17 protein-coding genes are annotated in these 20134 nt (G+C 43.6%); 7 read left to right on the top strand and 10 right to left on the bottom strand.

The features are described 5' to 3' along the window. Nucleotides 1-23: 23 nt before the first annotated feature. The 4 genes from ACED59_RS17510 to ACED59_RS17495 all read right to left on the bottom strand — a co-directional run bounded on the left by ACED59_RS17510 (nucleotide 24) and on the right by ACED59_RS17495 (nucleotide 4104). Nucleotides 24-1145 (bottom strand): ABC transporter ATP-binding protein, encoded by a 1122-nt coding sequence (locus tag ACED59_RS17510; RefSeq protein ID WP_012604763.1) that lies wholly within the window; start codon nucleotides 1143-1145, stop codon nucleotides 24-26. A 268-nt stretch (nucleotides 1146-1413) separates the two neighbouring features. After that, nucleotides 1414-1896, bottom strand: coding sequence for a glycosidase (locus tag ACED59_RS17505; protein WP_029223907.1), 483 nt, complete (start codon nucleotides 1894-1896; stop codon nucleotides 1414-1416). A 98-nt stretch (nucleotides 1897-1994) separates the two neighbouring features. Then, entirely contained in the window at nucleotides 1995-3035 is a 1041-nt protein-coding gene (gene lpxD / locus ACED59_RS17500; RefSeq protein WP_017097678.1) for a UDP-3-O-(3-hydroxymyristoyl)glucosamine N-acyltransferase, read from the bottom strand. A gap of 37 nt (nucleotides 3036-3072) precedes the next feature. Continuing rightward, nucleotides 3073-4104 (bottom strand): hypothetical protein, encoded by a 1032-nt coding sequence (locus ACED59_RS17495; protein ID WP_009847626.1) that lies wholly within the window; start codon nucleotides 4102-4104, stop codon nucleotides 3073-3075. Nucleotides 4105-4604: 500 nt separating this feature from the next. Between ACED59_RS17495 and ACED59_RS17490 the strand changes: the two genes are divergently transcribed. From ACED59_RS17490 to ACED59_RS17465, 6 genes are all read left to right on the top strand, one after another. Further along, a complete protein-coding gene (locus tag ACED59_RS17490) occupies nucleotides 4605-5849 on the top strand; it encodes a maltose ABC transporter substrate-binding protein (RefSeq protein WP_009847627.1) in 1245 nt (414 codons plus the stop codon). A 127-nt stretch (nucleotides 5850-5976) separates the two neighbouring features. Further along, nucleotides 5977-7260, top strand: coding sequence for a carbohydrate ABC transporter permease (locus tag ACED59_RS17485; protein ID WP_371705067.1), 1284 nt, complete (start codon nucleotides 5977-5979; stop codon nucleotides 7258-7260). Between the two features lie 37 nt (nucleotides 7261-7297). Further along, complete coding sequence (locus tag ACED59_RS17480; RefSeq protein ID WP_029223077.1) at nucleotides 7298-8131, top strand: sugar ABC transporter permease; 834 nt, start codon at nucleotides 7298-7300, stop codon at nucleotides 8129-8131. A 9-nt stretch (nucleotides 8132-8140) separates the two neighbouring features. After that, nucleotides 8141-9979 (top strand): glycoside hydrolase family 13 protein, encoded by a 1839-nt coding sequence (locus tag ACED59_RS17475; protein WP_017097676.1) that lies wholly within the window; start codon nucleotides 8141-8143, stop codon nucleotides 9977-9979. Further along, complete coding sequence (locus ACED59_RS17470; RefSeq protein WP_241820729.1) at nucleotides 9963-11024, top strand: ROK family protein; 1062 nt, start codon at nucleotides 9963-9965, stop codon at nucleotides 11022-11024. The genes ACED59_RS17475 and ACED59_RS17470 overlap by 17 nt, the downstream gene beginning before the upstream one ends. 54 nt (nucleotides 11025-11078) lie before the next feature. Then, the gene (locus tag ACED59_RS17465) at nucleotides 11079-11879 is read left to right on the top strand and encodes a TrmB family transcriptional regulator (protein WP_009847632.1); all 801 of its coding nucleotides are present in this window, start codon (nucleotides 11079-11081) and stop codon (nucleotides 11877-11879) included. 295 nt (nucleotides 11880-12174) lie between these two features. On the opposite strand, the gene recA is transcribed toward ACED59_RS17465, so the two are convergent. Then, nucleotides 12175-13215, bottom strand: coding sequence for a recombinase RecA (recA, locus tag ACED59_RS17460; protein WP_029223904.1), 1041 nt, complete (start codon nucleotides 13213-13215; stop codon nucleotides 12175-12177). A gap of 139 nt (nucleotides 13216-13354) precedes the next feature. Next, nucleotides 13355-13849, bottom strand: a complete 495-nt coding sequence (locus ACED59_RS17455) for a CinA family protein (protein ID WP_029223903.1) — start codon at nucleotides 13847-13849, stop codon at nucleotides 13355-13357. Nucleotides 13850-13973: 124 nt separating this feature from the next. On the opposite strand from ACED59_RS17455, the gene mutS reads away from it, so the two are divergent. Next, nucleotides 13974-16535, top strand: a complete 2562-nt coding sequence (mutS, locus tag ACED59_RS17450; RefSeq protein ID WP_017097672.1) for a DNA mismatch repair protein MutS — start codon at nucleotides 13974-13976, stop codon at nucleotides 16533-16535. Nucleotides 16536-16674: 139 nt separating this feature from the next. On the opposite strand, the gene rpoS is transcribed toward mutS, so the two are convergent. From rpoS to surE, 4 genes are all read right to left on the bottom strand, one after another. Then, complete coding sequence (gene rpoS / locus ACED59_RS17445) at nucleotides 16675-17655, bottom strand: RNA polymerase sigma factor RpoS (protein ID WP_009847636.1); 981 nt, start codon at nucleotides 17653-17655, stop codon at nucleotides 16675-16677. Nucleotides 17656-17753: 98 nt separating this feature from the next. Continuing rightward, nucleotides 17754-18668, bottom strand: a complete 915-nt coding sequence (gene nlpD, locus ACED59_RS17440) for a murein hydrolase activator NlpD (protein ID WP_029223902.1) — start codon at nucleotides 18666-18668, stop codon at nucleotides 17754-17756. Between the two features lie 35 nt (nucleotides 18669-18703). Continuing rightward, entirely contained in the window at nucleotides 18704-19330 is a 627-nt protein-coding gene (locus ACED59_RS17435; RefSeq protein ID WP_009847638.1) for a protein-L-isoaspartate(D-aspartate) O-methyltransferase, read from the bottom strand. Beyond that, nucleotides 19331-20074 (bottom strand): 5'/3'-nucleotidase SurE, encoded by a 744-nt coding sequence (surE, locus tag ACED59_RS17430; protein WP_009847639.1) that lies wholly within the window; start codon nucleotides 20072-20074, stop codon nucleotides 19331-19333. Nucleotides 20075-20134: the final 60 nt, after the last annotated feature.

The following is a 20134-nucleotide window of genomic DNA, read 5'->3' as shown; positions in this document are numbered from 1 at the left end:
GTTAATGCCAATAAGGCCTGATTTTACAACGTCAGGTTCTGTTCGGTTTCACCATCAAAAATATGGCAAAAAGCAGAATCAAAATTAAAGCGTACTTGGCTGCCAATATCTGATGTACTTATGCTTTGGTTATTCACTCGCGCAACAATTTCGTTATCACCCAATTTGAAATACAGGTATTTTTCATTCCCTAAGTTTTCAACCACGGTCAGCTCACCAGGGTGTACGTTCACCATCTCATCATCAGCGGCAATATTTATGTGTTCAGGTCGAATGCCTAGACACACGGGCTTATCAATATGATCCACAAGCTTTTCTTGCAAACGTTTAGGAATAATAATTTGGGCGTTAGGGGCAAGTTCCACGTAAATATCATCACCTAACTTGCGTAGGGTTGTGTTCACTAAATTCATGGCTGGGGAGCCGATAAAACCCGCCACAAACTTGTTCTGTGGTGCGTTGTACAAGTTGGTCGGCGTGTCCACTTGCATAATGTTACCTTGATTTAATACACAAATTCGGTCGCCTAAAGTTAAAGCTTCCGTTTGATCGTGCGTGACATAAATCATGGTCGCAGGGTTACCTTCATCTTTAAGAGACTTGTGTAGTTGTGCGATTTTCACACGCATCGAAACACGTAGTTTGGCATCAAGGTTGGATAGAGGCTCATCAAATAAGAATACGTCCGGTTTACGAACAATGGCTCGCCCCACTGCGACACGCTGACGCTGACCACCCGACATTTCTTTAGGCTTACGGTACAGGAGATCGGTAATTTCTAGTTTTTCAGCGGCATCTTCTACGCGTTGTTTGATCTCTTCTTTTGGTCGCTTTTGCATTTTCAAACCAAAGGCCATGTTATCGAAGACCGTTTTGTGTGGGTACAACGCATAGTTTTGGAATACCATGGCAATACCACGCTCTTTAGGCGCTAAATCATTCACCACTCTATCGCCAATACGCACTTCACCTGCTGAGATATCTTCTAAGCCAGCAATCATTCGCAATGTGGTAGATTTGGCGCAACCAGACGGCCCCACAAATACCATGAACTCACCTTCGTGAATATCTAAGTCAATTCCGTGTACGGCTTTAAAACCATTATCGTACTGTTTTTCTACTTTACGCAGGCTAACTGTTGCCATTTGAAACTCCGAATACGGGTTAAATCTTGATAGGTAAAAATCTTTTTAGCCAGTGACTGGAGCTCTCAAGTTACTGGCTAAAAAGACGTAAACATTAATCATTGAACATTTAGGGTTTATGTTTAAAACATAGGTACTCTGATATTCAGAGCACCTTTCATCTGTATCACTGCGTCAACCACGAGTTTATAAACGGTGTTATACAGCGTGGTTATAAATGGTGATATAGAGTGGGTTATGTCGGTGCTACATCGGTTGGCTACATCGCTTATTTACACGCTTTAACCAATGCACGAACTGGCTTCTTATCTTCGTTAATTTCAACACTCCATAAATATTTGCCATCCTCTGGAATATTAACGGTTGTGTTTTTTGCAAAGCCACCGCGTTTTAGTGCTTTCTCATAACCTGCCGTCATCGACATGCCAGCTGCGGTAAATTGTGGAGACCAGCCCATCGTTGCGAACTGCAAACTTACGTTGCCCGCTTTTTCTTCGCTTACCACTTGGTAAATACCTTTGCCTTTATGCGACATTTGACGGTTTTCCATGTGGATCCACTGACCATCAGGGAAAGTGCCTATAACATAAAGTGAAGGACGAATTGGCCCGCGATCTTCCACCGTGGCGAGATTACAATCGGCGAAAGGACCTGTTGCTTTCATTTGATCAGCTGCTGGCGTGTCAGCTGTGCTCGCACAGCCCATTAACGCTGAAGATAAAAGTGCGGCTGCAAGTAGAGTACGTTTCATTGTCATTTCCTTATTATTTTTTATATATGTAGGGTTCTATTCCGTTTTAGTCATCGCGAGTTAGGGCTTTAATTTTTTAAAGCTCTCGCTTCGGCAACCTATAAACGAAATAGTCTCGCTATTAAGCTCTTTTTCGGTACCACCGATCTTTTGTCTGTATCAAGTTCTAACGATTTAGAGTTTGGACGGGGGTTACTGTTTTTTTGATGAGTTAATTTGTTCAATACGGCTAAGTTTTTATAATAAGAACGTGCATCTTTCGCCGGATAACCGAACAGATCACTATTGGCAGGGAAAGAGTGGCTCACACCTGATTTGGCTTTAATAACGGAGTTTTTCCCGATAGTAAGATGCCCTGCGGTACCGGCTTGACCATGTACAATGACATGATCTTCCAAAGTAGTGTGGCCCGCAAAACCAGCCTGAGATACCAGTAAACAGTGCTGACCTATTTTGCAGTCATGCCCTATTTGCACTAGGTTATCTATTTTGGTTCCACGACCAATAACGGTGTCGCCTAAAGTGCCTCTGTCGATGGTGTTATTACAGCCAATTTCAACTTCATCACCAATGATCACTCGACCCACACTTTCCACGCGTTCATAACGGGTGTTGTGCCCGGTCATGTATTCGAAGCTGTAATTACCAATGGAGTTGTTAGAGTCAATGGTGACATTGTTACCAATCACAGTGCCTTCTTTGATGACTGTATTGGCATGAATTGCAACGTTATTGCCGATTGTTACACCGTTCATGATTTTAACACCGGGCATGAAATGGCAACCTTCACCTATTTGACAATGCTTTCCGATATAAACATCGGGAGTATCTGATGTATTCCCTTGATCAAATAATTGATATTTTTGAACTTTATAATGACGCATTAGTTGATTGAGCTTCTCAGCTTCGAGCTTCTCAATCACGATTTTTGTTTTTGCTTTAGTCTGTAAAATGGCTTCTGGCCCAACAATGACATCAGCCAAAGTTTCAGATAGCCCTTTTAAATCGGCTTTAGCAAAGACAATGGCTAAGCCGCCCTCTTCTACGCTGGAAACTGGGCGAATCTTCGATATTTCTACCGTGTTATCACCTTCAATTTTTCCACCAACGATTTGGGCGATATCTGAAACTTTGATCATAATATTACTCTGTCATTTGAGTTGTGATTAATACCACTTAGAAGCGGTAAAGCGCTTGTAGGTACATTGTTTCTTGTTCTACAGTTTTCTCTTCGCCTTTCAGCTTAGAGAAGGTCTCTGTGTCTTTAGCCCACTCAAGTTCGCCTTTTACCAACCAATCGTCGCCAATTGCTTGCTCATAGCCTAAAGTTGCCTTACGAATATCTTTGAAGAAAGTTTCGTTCTTTGCCCAACCGTCTGTATGTTTCGTTTCGTTTTCACCAATACGAGCACGAACGTACATAGTGCCGGCTTCTTCAAAGCTGTACTGAACGATTGGTTCAATATACATCTCGGTGAAATCGCTGGCTTCATTGAGTGAACCGTTTCCGGTTTTCGCTTTATTTTCTTTAACTTGATAGTAGAGCTCAGCTGCAACTTCCCACTGACCAAAGCGCTTGTAAGGTTTAAATAAGAGGCTGTAACCTTCCTCTTCACGAGAACCCCAAGCACTCTTATCTGAATCGTTGTATAGGTACTCTAGGTTTGAATAGAAGCCCGCTGAATATTCATTATTCCAGTACGTAAGGTATGGACGAATACTGTGCTCAGCTTTCGTGGTTTTCAAGCCGTCTACTTTCGCAGAAGTAACAATATCACCCTTTGTATATTCCAACTCATAGATCAAGCCCGTTCCCCAACCATTTCCTAGCTGAAAACTTTTATTTAATGATAATAAGTGCTTATATCCATTTTCTGTTTCTGCGTATGCGCCTTTCTTTTTCTTACGATTTTCAAGTTTGAACGCGTAAAGTGCTGTCGCATTCCACGCAGCGTTGTTATAGAAGACGTTAAACACTTCATGAGTCGTTGTACGCTCTTTAGACTTGCCACCACCCCATGATGCAAAATCAGTGATGTTTTTCTCTTCGACTTCAATCGATGTTCCAACATGCCCACCAAATTTTAAAGCGTCATAAAAAAAGATATCACTTGGAGACATAGTTCGGTCATCAGCAGCCGAAGCGCCAGCACTAATAAGTAGAGTGTTGGTGATCACTACAGACAATAATGTTTTTTTCACGGTCATTCCTTATTGATTCTTCACTGAATCATTTGTTGTTATTTGTAGGGTTATTTTTGTTCACTGTTTCTCTTTATCTATCCACTGTGTCTCTTGATAGGCTTGCTGATTTCGCAACATTTAACCAGAAAAACATAGTCGTCCGTAATGAACGCCTATTTATTGTTCTAGAATTATAAATGTTTTGCTTCCTATTGAATTTAGAAATGAGAGATCAATCACCCTTGACTGCGGAGATTATTGATCACCATCACAAACGGTAGGCTTTTCATTAATCTAAGTATCAAAATGAACAAAGCACCGTTCAAAACCCCCAATAAACAAGACATAAAACCCTATAGCTACCAGATGTAAAAAGCACAAACGGAAGGTGACAAGCATCACAAATACGCTGACATTTTAACCAGGTGATGTTGACATATTGTCGGCGAGACATACCATAGTAGTACTTAACGAACGACTACTATGATTTTAAATAGCGCGGTGTCAGTATGAAAAATTCAGGAATGAAAAAGAATCTATTCGCGGCAGCCTTAATGGCGGCAACGTTAACGACCAGTACATTAACGGCTGCAGCAGATGCAAACGCAGACACAATTCAGCCAGAAAATGGGGCTGAGTTGTTAATCTGGACCGACAAAACAACACTCGACTACATGGAGTACGCCGCTCAGTCCTTTAATAAAGAGTTAGGATACGATATTGATTTTTCATTCCGTGGGTTAGCGCCGATCGATGCCGCTTCTCGTTTGATTCAGGATGGCGGCTCTGCTCGCGTGGCAGATGTAGTAGAGATTGAACATGACTTATTGGGGCGATTAGTCGTGGCAGGTGGGGCGATGGAGAATCTGGTGTCTGCCGAACGTATCTCGAATACTTTTATGCCAAATGCGATTAATGCGTCTCAAGCTGAAGGGGTGAGCTATGGCTTCCCAGTTAGCTTCGCTACTACCGCTCTGTTCTACAATAAAGATTTACTGACTAAAGCACCTGAGACTTTTGAAGAAATTATCGAATTTTCAAAAACTTTCAACAATAAGCAAGAACATAAATACGCACTGCTTTGGGACATACAGAACTATTACGAGTCTCGTATGTTTGTCACGCTTTACGGTGCATACGAATTTGGTAATAACGGTACCGATGCAAAAGACATCGGCATCAATTCTGAAAAAGCCCAACAAGGCTTAGAAGCAATGAAAACCCTGCAAGTGGCCAACAATTCAAATCCAGTTGATATGCGCAACCCGCAAGTACGTCGTGGCTTATTTAATGAAGGAAAAGTCGCCGCTATTATCGACGGCCCTTGGGCAATCGAAGGGTATCAAGAATCAGGGATAAATCTTGGTGTTGTACCTATGCCTAAATTAGCAGGCCAACAACCACGCACTTTTGCAACTGTTCGTCTTGCGGTTGTGTCTTCTTACACTGAGTATCCGAAAGCCGCACAATTATTTGCTGACTACCTTACTTCCGACGCGATGCTGAAAAAACGCTATGAGATGTCAAGAGCACTCCCTCCGATCCAGTCAGTTATGGAAGAGATCATTGTTGATGCCGATGAAGCCACTTACGCCATTATTACGCAAGGTTTCTACTCAGACGCAATGCCATCGATTCCTGAAATGGGCTTCATTTGGTCACCAATGGCCAGTGCTATTACAGACTACTGGGTAAACGATAAACCTGCGAGTTCTGTTCTTGACCGTGCGCTTTCGATCATCGAAGAACAAATAGAATTACAAGAGTAACCTCTGAACTCCCGTCGCGACTTACAAGCGACTTAGCTCATGCGCTGTATCATAAAGCCACAGCGCTAGTTCAGGGCGTGACCAGAAAACGAATACATAACGACAACCTAAACAATAGAGATAAACAATGTTGTTAACAGAGAATCAGCCGGCATCACGAATGCCCGCTTCACTCCTTATTATGGGGAGTACACAGATCGTAAAAGGTCATTGGATAAAAGGCGGTGTATTTTTAGCCATGCAGCTAATCACATTGTTGATTCTCCCGGAGCTGTTGGCCTCGCTAAAAGGCTTAGTCACTTTAGGAGATGTCGCTCAAGTTCGTGAAGGCTTTAAAATATTACAGGGCGATAACTCTGTCTTTATGTTGGTCGAAGGAGTCATAGCCTTACTCTACAGCTTCTTATTCATCTGTCTGTACATCGCTAATGTCCAAGATGCAAAAGTCAGCCTTAAGTCACGACTGAATCTTCGAGAACAATTTAAAGACATTTACGACCAAAAGTTCGCGTTCATCATGCTATCGCCAGCCTTTATTGCCAGTATCGCATTCATTATTTTACCAATCATTATTACGGTACTCGTCTCTTTCACTAACTATTCGGCACCTCATCATATCCCACCAAGAAACCTCGTAGATTGGGTGGGGTTTAAAAACTTTGTTTCACTATTTGAACTAAAAATATGGTCGAGCACTTTCTTCGGTGTCGCTTCTTGGACGGTTCTGTGGGCATTTTTTGCCACCATATGTACTTGTGGGTTTGGTTTCTTACTGGCGCTTGCGCTACAAAATAGAAACATTAAAGCAAAAAAAGCATGGCGCTTTATCTTTATTCTCCCTTATGCCATTCCGGCTTTCGTGACCTTATTGATGTTCCGCTTACTACTGAATGGTATTGGACCAGTCAACGCAACGTTAAACTCGTGGGGCTTTGATTCGATTGCCTTCTTATCAGACCCCTTCACCGCAAAAATTACCGTTATCGCGGTGAGTGTTTGGGTTGGCGCACCTTACTTTATGCTGCTTATTGCAGGGGCACTGACTAACATTTCAAGCGAACTTTATGAAGCCAGTGAAGTCGATGGTGCAAGCAAATTCCAGCAATTTAAAGAAATCACCCTGCCTATGGTGTTGCACCAATTGGCCCCATCGTTGGTCATGACCTTTGCCCATAACTTCAATAACTTTGGGGCGATTTACCTGTTAACCGAAGGGGGTCCTATCAACCCTGAATATCGATTTGCAGGACATACCGACATTCTGATCACTTGGATTTACAAGCTCACGCTCGACTTCCAGCAGTATCAAATCGCTTCGGTTATCTCAATCATTATCTTCTTGTTCTTGTCTGGTATTGCGATATGGCAATTCAGCCGCATGAAGTCATTCAAAGACGATGTAGGTATGTAACATGGCTAATTTAAATAGTACGGATAAGTTAATTAACATGGACAAATACATTGGCAAAATAGGCACCCTAGTCGTGTACTTATTTCTCATTGCCAACGCATTATTAGTACTTGGCCCAGTGATTTGGACAGTGCTAGCTTCATTCAAAACGGGGAATAACTTATTCAGTTCTTCTTTCACAAGCATTGACTTTACGCTCGACCACTACCGCGCGTTATTCACGGACACACCCTATTTAGACTGGTATAAAAACACCTTTCTTCTCGCGACAGCGAATATGGTTATCTCACTGGTTGTCGTGACTATTTCAGCGTTTGTGTTCTCTCGCTACCGCTTCAATGGTAAGCGCAACATTATGATGAGCATTCTTGTATTGCAGATGTTCCCGGCCTTTCTCTCGATGACGGCTATCTACATCTTGCTATCAAAAATGGGATTGATTGATACCTATGCTGGCTTGTTATTTGTATATGTAACGGGCTCACTACCATTCATGATTTGGTTGGTGAAAGGTTATTTCGATGCCATTCCCACTTCATTAGATGAAGCAGCAAAAATTGATGGCGCAGGCCACATGACGATTTTCCTCGAGATCATTCTCCCTCTCGCGAAACCTATCTTAGTGTTTGTTGGTTTAGTGTCTTTCACCGCACCTTGGATGGACTTCATTTTACCTACGCTTATCTTACGCAGCGAAGAAAAAATGACGCTAGCCATCGGTATTTTCAGTTGGATTTCATCTAACTCAGCGGAGAATTTCACGCTGTTTGCCGCGGGTTCATTATTGGTTGCAGTGCCCATCACTTTGCTATTTGTTGCGACTCAAAAACACATTACTACCGGCCTCGTCAGCGGTGCAGTTAAAGAATAATAATTAGGGATGATTTCCGCTATGGCTATTACAAATTCAGTTATCAACAAACCGATTACAAAAAGCTCGCTGACTCACTCAGCAAAAAGTGCAGACAGCTACGCTTACAACAATGAAACGCTTCACCTTCGCTTACGCTGTGCAAAAGGCGAACTAGACAAGGTTTCACTTTGGATAGGCGACCCGTACCACTGGGCAGAAGGTGGCCTCGATGGTGGCAACCTAGGTGGCAGTGATGCACACGGTTGGGTGGGTGGCAATGAAGTGACCATGATTCATGAAGGGGAAACCGAGTACCACGACCACTGGTTTGCAGAGTTTACTCCACCGAAACGTCGTAGCCGCTATGGCTTTATTTTGTACGGAAAAGGCGGCGAAAAGATTCTATTTGGAGAAAAACGCTGCGCCGACATTTCAACGACTGAAAACGCAGAAATCGAGCTGAGCAACTTAAGTAATTTCTTCTGTTTTCCTTACATAAACCCTCGTGACGTTTTAAAGACACCGACGTGGATAAAAGACACCATTTGGTACCAAATATTCCCAGAGCGCTTTGCTAATGGTCGCCCTGAAACATCACCTGCCAACGTGCAACCTTGGGGAACCAGACCTGTATCCGACAACTTTATGGGTGGCGATTTATGGGGCGTGATCGATAAGCTCGATTACCTGCAAGATCTTGGCGTGAATGGTTTGTATTTGTGCCCTATTTTCACAGCCAACGCCAACCATAAATACGACACTGTCGACTACTACAATGTAGACCCGCACTTTGGCGGCAATGAAGCTTTTAAAGCACTCGTCGATGAAGCCCATAAACGCGGCATGAAAATTATGCTCGACGCGGTGTTCAACCACATTGGGTCTCAATCACCACTATGGCTAGACGTTGTGAATAACGGGGCAAAGTCCAAATACGCCGACTGGTTTTGGATCAATCAATTCCCTGTATACCCAGATACACCAAAAGAAGACTGGGATTTTTGGAACTTAAACTACGAAACTTTCGCCAACGTCGTCGAAATGCCAAAGCTGAATACTGAAAATGAAGAGTGTCGCGCATACTTATTAGACGTAGCGCGCCACTGGGTAGAAGAGTTCAACATTGATGGATGGCGTTTAGACGTAGCCAACGAAGTGGACCACGCGTTTTGGCGTGACTTCCGTAAAGTCGTAAAAGATGCCAACCCAGACTGCTACATTCTTGGTGAGATTTGGCACGAAGGTATGCCTTGGTTACGTGGCGACCAGTACGATTCGTTGATGAATTACCCGCTGACACAAGCCATTACCGACTACTTTGGTCTTGGCGACGTTGATAAAGAGAGCTTTGTAAATGCAGTGAACGCGTCGTACATGGCATACCCACGCAACGTAAACGAAGCGATGTTTAACTTATTAGATAGCCATGACACCACTCGCATTATCTCTTTATGTCAGGGCGACAAACGTAAAGCTAAATTAGCCTATTTATTTATGTTCACTCAAGTCGGTGCTCCATGCATTTATTATGGTGGCGAAATTGGTATGGATGGCGGCCGCGGCATGGGCAGCGAAGACAACCGAAAATGCATGATATGGGAAGAATCAGAGCAAGACTTAGAATTCAAAAACTTCATTCAAGAAATGATCGCTTTGCGTAAAGCTAATCCCGATTTTAATCAGCCTAGCATTGACTGGTTAAACGTGGAGGATGAAAAAGGGACGGCAGACAAAGATTGTATCGCTTACCGCCGTGGCAATTTAATGTTTGTTCTAAACAACAGCGATAAAGATAAACAGATCATGCTCGATGGAAAATCACTGACCATTAGCGCTTATGGCTACGTGATTGAGCAAGCGAACTAAATCCAAGTGTTTCGTTAATCAAATCATGCTCATTAAAGCAGAACCAAATATAGTGATGGGAATCGCGATTGATTCCCACTCTATTTACTCGGTCGCCAGCACTTCTAACGGACAAGAGGTGTATAGAATGGTGCAGCGCACTCCTGGCGACCTTGCCCACTTGACTCAGCATTTGATAAGCCGAATATCAAGCGTCAGCTACCGCTATGGACGTATCGCCGCGATAGGCATAAGTGTATCTGAGTTTTTGTTATCTCATCGCCAATCCGCACATAAACTTGCAAAATCAAGTCCTACTCACTCGCCAGAAATCACCCAATTAACACTAAACCTAAATCAGCATTTCAAGGTCGACTGCTCGCTTGTGATGCATTCACACAGTGCGGCCATTGCGTGCGACGCTATTAGTAACGCAATGACGAACGCAGACTCAATTGAACAACCACTCTCGGCAGGTTCAAGTCTAAATAAGAGGGCTAGAGATTTACACAAAGAGGCCATACTCAGCGTATTTTTGGGCGATGGTTGTGGCATAAGTTTTTATCAAAATAACGAGCAAGTGCACCACCCATTAAGCTCACATTGGGCACATTCAACGTTACCAAATTTTCAATGGCTCGTTGATGGCTTAACTCCTATATGTCGCTGTGGAAACGAGGCGTGCATTGAACAGTTTTTATCCGCACCAAGTATTGAGCGGCAATATCATCAAGTCGTGCTAAAAGACCAAACTTTAACGCAAATTTTTTCAGGCGTAGACCAAAGTGAACCGCATGCATCGCGCATCTATCGTACTTATATCGACCAATTGGCGCGCAGTTTAGTTAATCCCATTCAGCAATTACAGCCCACACGACTCGTATTATCAGGCGAAGCAACGACCTATCCTACATTAACGGCAGATTTAAAAGTCGCATTGTCTCGCTACATTCACGTTAATGAAATTCCAGTGATTATTCACCCAAAACAAGATGAATTCACCTTTGCTCGCGGAGCGTTTCTCATCGCTGAAAAAAATCACAACAATCATTTACGCTCGTCGTGACAAGAATGGTAACCTTAGAAGGAGAAGATATTGAATAGTTTCAGAGGACAACCCGTGTCAGAGCTAGTCACCAAATTAATGGATTTTGGGTTTACCAAAACCGATGCGCTTGTTTATATTAATTTACTCAAAAATGGCCAATCCAGCGGATATAAAATCGCGAAAGAGATCTCTATCTCCCGCTCTTCTGTTTACTCGTCTATCGATAACCTTTACGCCAATGGCTACATTTTCATGTCTGATGGCGACACTAAAGAGTACGAAGCTAAATCACCAGACTTGATTTTCAGCCAGATAGAAAAAAAGACCGTCACCAATATTAATTTCCTTAAATCAGAATTATCTAAGATGATGCTGAAAGAGGAAAAAGAGTTTGTTTACAACGTATCGGGTTTCGACAACTTACTTCAAAAGGCCAAGGAAATCATTAATCAGGCAAATCTAGAAATTTACCTGAACACCGATTTTAACCTTGAGTTGTTTGGCAAAGAATTATGCGACGCCGTGGAACGTGGAGTTCGAGTGATTGGCTTTTCATTCAACAAAATGGCGAGCCCACATGAAAAGATAGAATTACATTCGCGTTCTGAAAATGAAGAAACCGAATACCCTTCACACCGCTTTATGTGTGTAGCCGATATGAAGCTCGCCCTCATGTTCTCACACCGTGAAGAAACTTTAGGCTTATATGCAAACAATCGCTTAATTGTAAAAATGATCGCAGAGCATATTCACAGCGATATTTACCTAACAGAATACGAGCGCCTGGCTCCTAATCAGCACCAACACGTCAGAGTAAATACGATTCACGAACAGCACAATGCTATGGTACTCGACGAGCTTAAGAAGCACTAGTTCAGAAGATCGAATTCAATAATAAGATACGAACAAAGGTCTAGTAATAGGCCTTTAGGGGCAAGAACTTTTGACGGTAATCGATTTAACCCAAAGGGTTTCTTTGATTATTTGATAAAGAATAGACCTATGAGTGCATGACTGTAAGTAATCTAGAGCAACCACCGTCACTTTCCTCTAAACAATCAAATACCTTACATTTTTACGACTGAAACAATAAAGCCTCGAAAATTCGAGGCTTTAAAATCTTTCAAAGTCATGCTTTCTTATGAAGGTGACTTAACAAAACGTTAGCTTATAGCTCTTCGTTTTCTTCTTCCTTCTCTGTACCTTTCTCTTCAAGCACAGCAGGAGTTAGCAGTAACTCACGAAGTTTAGTATCAATTTCTAGAGCAACTTCTGGGTTTTCACGCAGGTATTTACCAGCGTTAGCTTTACCTTGGCCGATCTTGTCGCCTTTGTAGCTGTACCAAGCGCCAGCTTTTTCTACTAGCTTATTCTTCACACCCAAGTCGATAAGCTCACCTTCGCGGTTGAAGCCCTTGCCGTAAAGGATTTGAGTTTCAGCTTGTTTGAATGGTGCAGCAATCTTGTTCTTAACAACCTTGATACGAGTTTCGTTACCAACAACTTCATCACCATCTTTAATCGCGCCAGTACGGCGAATATCAAGACGAACAGATGCGTAGAACTTAAGTGCGTTACCACCTGTTGTTGTTTCAGGGTTACCAAACATCACACCAATTTTCATACGAATTTGGTTAATGAAGATAGCCATACAGTTAGACTGCTTAAGGTTACCTGTTAGCTTACGCATTGCTTGAGAAAGCATACGTGCTTGAAGACCCATGTGGCTATCGCCCATTTCGCCTTCGATTTCTGCTTTAGGTGTTAGTGCTGCTACTGAGTCAATAACAAGAACATCGATAGCACCTGAACGAGCCAGTGCATCACAAATTTCTAGAGCTTGTTCGCCTGTATCTGGTTGAGACACAAGCAAAGCGTCGATATCAACACCCAACTTTTGAGCGTAGATAGGGTCTAGTGCGTGCTCGGCATCGACGAATGCACACGTTTTGCCCACTTTCTGTGCTGCAGCAATAAGCTCAAGCGTTAGCGTTGTTTTACCTGATGATTCTGGACCGTAAACTTCTACGATACGTCCCATCGGTAGGCCACCAGCACCTAGTGCGATATCTAGAGATAGAGAACCTGTAGAAATAGTTTCTACGTCCATTGTGCGGTTATCACCAAGACGCATGATTGAACCTTTACCAAATTGCTTTTCAATCTGACCAAGGGCTGCGGCTAACGCTTTTTGTTTATTCTCGTCCATTACTATCTCCACATAATCGGTTGTCTTAACAAGCGATCTAGAATCTATTTCTAACCCACATAGGGGTGACTAATTGGCTTTTATTATACTGTTGATTCATACAGTGTCTATACCTGTATGAAAATAATTTGTACAAATGTTACTTACCTTCCATTGATAGGTAATCATAAATAACTTGTAGGGCATGGTGCGTGGCTTGTTGGCGTACTTGTGATCTGTCGCCTGTAAATACATGCGTTTCTACTTTATCCCAACCGTTTAGTGCTTTCCAAGCGAAACATACCGTTCCAACAGGCTTATCTTCGGTCGCGCCACCTGGGCCAGCAATACCACTGATCGATACAGAGATAGTCCCATTTGAATGTTGCAATGCCCCGCTCGCCATTTCTATTACGACAGGCTCACTCACCGCACCGAACTCAACTAAGGTTTTAAGCTGTACGCCGATCATCTCTTGCTTCGCTTCATTGCTATAAGTAACAAATGCACGATCAAACCAACCAGAGCTCCCTGTGATATCCGTCACCGCACTAGCAACCCCACCGCCAGTGCAAGATTCAGCCGTCACTAAAACGTGTTTATGTTTAGCGAGTAAGTATCCAAGCTGTTCACTAAGATCTTGAGTCATCTGCATCATCAACTTCCCTTTATCTACTGTCATATCATTCGGATTCACATCTTTTCGCATGTGTCGCTTTTCGCACGAAACGCTTTCACGTATCCTAAGCCGCAATAGAAATAAACGAAAGAAGTTAACTGTGAAAGCCGATCAAAAACATACTCCCATGATGCAGCAGTACCTAAAGCTAAAAGCAGAAAATCCAGAAATTCTGCTGTTCTACCGCATGGGCGATTTCTACGAGCTTTTCTATGATGATGCTAAAAAAGCTTCTCAACTCCTCGATATTTCACTGACTAAACGTGGTTCATCAAATGGTGAGCCGATTCCTATGGCAGGTGTTCCTTACCATGCCGTTGAAGGGTACCTTGCAAAGTTAGTGCAACTTGGTGAATCCGTAGCAATTTGTGAACAGATTGGTAATCCAGCAACGTCAAAAGGCCCTGTTGAGCGTGCTGTCGTACGTATCGTTACACCCGGTACCGTGACCGATGAGGCTTTGCTTTCTGAGCGCATTGATAACCTGATTGCCTCTATTTACCACCACAATGGTAAATTTGGCTACGCGACGCTTGATATTACTTCTGGCCGATTCCAGCTATGTGAGCCGGAAACCGAAGAAGCAATGGCGGCAGAACTGCAGAGAACCTCACCTCGTGAGCTACTGTTCCCTGAAGATTTCGAACCTGTAAATCTAATGGCAAGCCGTAATGGCAATCGCCGCCGCCCGGTATGGGAATTTGAATTAGATACCGCGAAGCAGCAATTGAATAAGCAGTTTGGTACTCGCGATCTGGTTGGCTTTGGCGTAGAAGGCGCGAAACTAGGCTTATGTGCGGCTGGTTGTTTGATCCAATACGTGAAAGATACCCAACGTACTGCCCTTCCACATATCCGTTCACTGACGATGGATAAGCAAGATCACTCGGTGATCCTCGATGCAGCGACTCGCCGTAATTTGGAGATCACGCAAAATCTTGGTGGTGGTAGTGATAACACCCTTGCCGAAGTACTTGATCACACCGCGACGGCTATGGGTAGCCGTATGCTTAAGCGCTGGTTACATCAACCAATGCGCAATATCTCTGCACTCGATCAGCGCCTAGATGCTATTGGTGAAATGAAAGATTTGGCTCTGTTTACAGAGCTACAGCCAACCTTGAAACAGATCGGGGATATCGAACGTATTCTTGCTCGACTAGCACTTCGCTCAGCTCGTCCTCGTGATATGGCACGACTTCGCCAAGCGATGGAATATTTGCCAGAACTTGCAGAAACACTGACACAATTGAAGCACCCATACCTAACTCAACTTGCTCAATATGCCTCGCCTGTGGATGAGGTTTCTGAACTACTTGAGCGAGCGATCAAAGAGAACCCACCCGTGGTTATCCGCGATGGTGGTGTGATAGCAGAAGGCTACAACGCCGAGCTAGATGAATGGCGCGACCTTGCTGCAGGTGCAACCGAGTTTCTGGATAAGCTTGAGCAAGAAGAGCGTGAGCGTCACGGTATCGACACGCTAAAAGTTGGCTACAACAACGTCCACGGTTTCTTCATTCAGGTAAGCCGCGGACAAAGCCATCTTGTGCCACCACACTATGTTCGCCGCCAAACGCTGAAAAATGCAGAACGTTACATTATTCCTGAGCTGAAAGAGCACGAAGACAAAGTTCTCAGCTCTAAATCGAAAGCCCTAGCTATCGAGAAGAAGTTGTGGGAAGAGTTGTTTGATTTGTTACTGCCTTATCTAGAGCGACTACAAAACATTGCATCTTCAGTGTCTCAACTTGATGTTCTACAAAACTTAGCTGAACGTGCAGACACCCTTGATTACTGTCGTCCAACCATGACAGAGTCTGCTGGCGTACAAATTCAGGCCGGTCGTCACCCCGTTGTTGAACAAGTGATGGACGAACCCTTTATTGCTAACCCTATCGACCTCAATGATCAACGTAAGATGCTGATCATCACAGGTCCAAACATGGGGGGTAAGTCGACCTACATGCGTCAGACCGCACTCATTGCGCTGATGGCTCATATTGGTTGTTATGTTCCTGCAGAAAGCGCGACGATTGGTTCTATCGACCGTATCTTTACGCGTATTGGCGCATCCGATGACTTAGCTTCGGGTCGTTCAACCTTCATGGTTGAGATGACAGAGACCGCGAATATCCTGCACAATGCAACACCAAATAGCCTTGTGTTAATGGATGAAATCGGTCGTGGTACCAGTACTTACGATGGTCTGTCTCTGGCTTGGGCAAGTGCGGAATGGCTAGCTAATCAAATCAATGCGATGACACTATTTGCAACGCACTACTTTGAGCTAACTGAGCTGCCTAACCAACTTCCAACACTGGCTAACGTGCACCTAGACGCGGTAGAACACGGCGACAGCATTGCCTTTATGCACGCAGTTCAAGAAGGAGCTGCAAGTAAATCTTACGGCCTTGCGGTTGCAGGATTGGCTGGCGTGCCTAAAGCAGTGATCAAAAACGCACGTGCGAAGCTGACTCAGCTAGAAGCATTGAGTATCGACTCTCCGACATCAAAACCAAGTGGCGTTGATATCGCAAACCAACTGAGCCTGATCCCTGAACCGAGTGAAGTGGAGCAAGCACTAGCGAATGTTGATCCTGATGATCTAACTCCTCGCCAAGCACTAGAAGAGCTCTACCGTTTGAAGAAGTTGCTTTAGTCTCTTTCCAAGTAGCTTGTTATTGCCGTCCGTGATTTTGATTAGACGGCATCAAATACCAAAGCCACAAACAAAAAAACGCTGACTTAAAGCCAGCGTTTTTATTTGTCTTCTATTCAAAGAAACATCATCCGTTCATTTAGTCGTTTTCTACGTTGAACAGATTTTCCATGTTCAAGCCTTGCTTGATTAGAATTTCACGTAAACGACGAAGACCTTCAACTTGGATTTGGCGAACACGTTCACGAGTCAGGCTAATTTCACGGCCTACTTCTTCTAGTGTTGATGGTTCATAGCCAAGTAATCCAAAGCGACGCGCAAGCACCTCTTTCTGCTTAGGATTCAGCTCATCAAGCCAGAAGATCAACGAATTCTTGATATCACTATCTTGAGTTGAAACCTCAGGATCTGAATTGTTGATGTCTGGAATAATATCCAACAGCGCTTTCTCACCATCACCACCAATTGGCGTATCAACAGAGCTCACTCGTTCGTTTAGACGAAGCATCTTACTCACATCACCAACAGGTTTGTCTAGCTTAGAAGCAATTTCTTCTGCCGTTGGTTCATGGTCAAGTTTTTGTGAAAGTTCTCTTGCGGTACGTAGGTAGATGTTCAGCTCTTTCACAACATGGATTGGCAAACGGATAGTGCGAGTCTGATTCATTAACGCACGTTCAATGGTTTGACGAATCCACCATGTTGCGTAAGTTGAGAAGCGGAAGCCACGCTCTGGATCAAACTTCTCTACGGCGCGAATCAAACCTAGGTTGCCTTCTTCAATAAGATCGAGAAGTGCAAGACCACGGTTGCTATAACGACGAGAAATTTTTACCACCAAACGCAGGTTACTTTCGATCATGCGTTTGCGTGCTGCTTCATCACCGCGTAGAGCTCGACGCGCATAAAGCACTTCTTCTTCAGCGGTTAATAGTGGTGAGAAACCGATTTCGCCTAAGTAGAGTTGAGTCGCATCTAAGCTTTTAGACGTAACTTCAGTCTCTTCTTTCGCTTCGGTTTTCTTAGTGACTGTTCGTTTTGCTTTTCCAAGAGCTTCCTGTTCCGTGGTTGCTTGGTTAAGATCGAACTCTTCTTTGGTTACTGCATTGCTTATACTCATAACGCCTCCCCCTGGCGAAATTAGCATGACATTACAACTTCATATGTCGCTAAATGACTATGTCACTCCATACAATACGTAATTTTTGCATATTGTATTTAAGGTAAATACCGTTTTGGATTAACTGATTTACCTTGGTAACGAATCTCAAAGTGCAGCCTGACACTGCTGGCTCCAGAGCTTCCCATTGTTGCAATTTTCTGCCCTGGTTTCACACTTTGCCCTTCAGATACTAATAGTCGGTCGTTATGCGCGTATGCACTTAAGTAATTATCATTGTGCTTCACAATCACTAGATTGCCGTAGCCTCGTAATGCATTACCCGAATAAACAACCGTTCCCCCTGCAGTAGATACTATTGGCTGACCTCGCTGTCCTGCTATGTCTATGCCTTTATTTCCTTGTTCGCCTACAGAGAAATTCTTAATTACTCTCCCTTTCGTTGGCCATAACCATTTGGATACTTTGTTACTCGTTGGTTTTGTTGGCGGTGTAACATTCTGTTTACCTTTAGAACCAACATACTCCTTTGATTTGGATTGTACAACCTTCTTTTGTGGATCTTTTTTCGCCACTTTGGTGATTGTTTGAGCGGGCGCAGGTTTAGAGTTTTTACTCTTTTGAGGTGTTGTTTTAGGTTTGCTTGAGGCCAACAAAGTTGTGGATGCGGCAACAGGCGCAGCGACGGCTGCAACCGCTACCGTTGATTTACCATACGCTGGAGCGTTGTAGCTAGGACGCCATAACTTAAGGCTCTGTCCGGGATGGATGGTATAAGGTGCAGACAGATTGTTATAGCGAATCAGCTCTTTAACATCTTTATTTGTTACGTAAGCAATAAAATAAAGGGTATCGCCTTTTTTCACTTCATAGTAACTACCACGATAACTACCACGATCAATCGATGAGTAATTCTTGTTTAAGCTTGAAACTGGCGCAGGCGAATTCGCAGCACACCCAACAAGTGCACAGCTAAGCAGTAGAGAACTTCCTTTAAAAACCTTCGAACGCATCGACTTTCTATCCACCTACACCATTAATAATTTTATTAAGCTAACTCACCAGGTACAAGAGGTACAAATCGCACCATCTCGATAACACTCGATAAGAACTCATCACCGTGGCGAACAATCTTCAACAGTTGTTGTTCATCATCTCCGACCGGAATTAATAAGCGGCCTCCATCTTTCAACTGCTGCAAAAGCGCTTGAGGGATCGACTCTGCAGCAGCGGTGACAATAATCGCATCAAAAGGCGCCTTAGAAGACCAACCTTGCCAACCATCACCGTGCTTGGTTGAGATGTTGTAGAAATCGAGTTGCTTCAACCTACGCTTAGCATCCCATTGTAGCGACTTTATTCTTTCAACCGAATACACGTGATCAACCAGCTGAGCCAAAACAGCCGTTTGATAACCAGAACCCGTTCCGATCTCCAAAACGCGGCTGTCTTGTTGTAACTCAAGCAGCTCGGTCATTTTAGCAACAATGTAAGGCTGAGAAATTGTCTGCCCCTGCCCGATAGGCAGCGCATTATTATCATAGGCTTGGTGATGCATAGCCTGTGATAAAAAGCTCTCTCTCGGTAGTAAGTAAATAGCATCAAGAACCTTTTGATCCTGAATACCATTTTCTATCAGAAAAGTAACTAAGCGCTCAGCTTGTGGATTACTCACTTATTTATCCCCTAACCATGTAGTCATCGCACCCAACGACTCATGTGCCGTCAGATCAACTTGTAGTGGTGTTACCGACACAAAACCATGTTCAATGGCGTAAAAATCGGTACCCTCACCAGCATCTTGCTCCTTACCAGGAGGGCCAAGCCAATAGATATCATGACCACGTGGGTCTTTCTGCTTAATCATATCTTCAGCATGGTGACGAGCACCTAGACGTGTCACCTGAGTACCCGATATTTGTTCTAATGCTAAGTCAGGGACGTTCACGTTTAACAGGCGATTGGTCGGGATTGGGTTTGCTAAATGTTGTTCGACAATACGGCGAGCAACCGCTGCCGCTGTCTTAAAATGTTGTTTTCCAACCAGAGAAAATGCCACCGATTGAACACCTAAAAAGTGGCCTTCCATTGCTGCTGCGACTGTACCTGAATAAAGCACGTCATCACCAAGGTTAGCTCCGTGATTAATACCCGTTAAAACCAGATCAGGCATGTCACTCTTTAGGAGTTCGTTCAATGCGAAATGTACACAGTCGGTCGGTGTTCCTTGTACCGAATAGGTATTTCTAGCAATCTCTTGAACACGCAAAGGCTGTTCCAAAGTTAATGAATTTGAAGCACCAGAGCGATTACGGTCAGGTGCCACAATGATAACTTCAGCAAGATCACGTAATTCATTTGCCAGCTCATGAATACCTTGAGCATGCACACCATCATCGTTGCTGAGTAAAATCTTCATCTTGTATCCTTTCTTTTGTACCAATGCCAAGTCACTTAAATTCCAAGATTAAGTGACTTA

The organism is Vibrio sp. FF266, from assembly GCF_041439695.1.
In the GTDB taxonomy this organism is placed as follows: Bacteria; Pseudomonadota; Gammaproteobacteria; order Enterobacterales; family Vibrionaceae; genus Vibrio; species Vibrio tasmaniensis_A.
This window is presented reverse-complemented; position numbering and strand designations above follow the sequence as displayed.

Coding starts and splice junctions, on each gene's coding strand:
- recA (WP_029223904.1), bottom strand. CDS start 13,215: ATGGACGAGAATAAACAAAAAGCGTTAGCCGCAGCCCTTGGTCAGATT.
- surE (WP_009847639.1), bottom strand. CDS start 20,074: ATGAAGATTTTACTCAGCAACGATGATGGTGTGCATGCTCAAGGTATT.
- ACED59_RS17495 (WP_009847626.1), bottom strand. CDS start 4,104: ATGACCGTGAAAAAAACATTATTGTCTGTAGTGATCACCAACACTCTA.
- ACED59_RS17490 (WP_009847627.1), top strand. CDS start 4,605: ATGAAAAAGAATCTATTCGCGGCAGCCTTAATGGCGGCAACGTTAACG.
- ACED59_RS17505 (WP_029223907.1), bottom strand. CDS start 1,896: ATGAAACGTACTCTACTTGCAGCCGCACTTTTATCTTCAGCGTTAATG.
- ACED59_RS17475 (WP_017097676.1), top strand. CDS start 8,141: ATGATTTCCGCTATGGCTATTACAAATTCAGTTATCAACAAACCGATT.
- ACED59_RS17485 (WP_371705067.1), top strand. CDS start 5,977: ATGTTGTTAACAGAGAATCAGCCGGCATCACGAATGCCCGCTTCACTC.
- lpxD (WP_017097678.1), bottom strand. CDS start 3,035: ATGATCAAAGTTTCAGATATCGCCCAAATCGTTGGTGGAAAAATTGAA.
- rpoS (WP_009847636.1), bottom strand. CDS start 17,655: ATGAGTATAAGCAATGCAGTAACCAAAGAAGAGTTCGATCTTAACCAA.
- ACED59_RS17455 (WP_029223903.1), bottom strand. CDS start 13,849: ATGCAGATGACTCAAGATCTTAGTGAACAGCTTGGATACTTACTCGCT.
- nlpD (WP_029223902.1), bottom strand. CDS start 18,668: ATGCGTTCGAAGGTTTTTAAAGGAAGTTCTCTACTGCTTAGCTGTGCA.
- ACED59_RS17510 (WP_012604763.1), bottom strand. CDS start 1,145: ATGGCAACAGTTAGCCTGCGTAAAGTAGAAAAACAGTACGATAATGGT.
- ACED59_RS17480 (WP_029223077.1), top strand. CDS start 7,298: ATGGACAAATACATTGGCAAAATAGGCACCCTAGTCGTGTACTTATTT.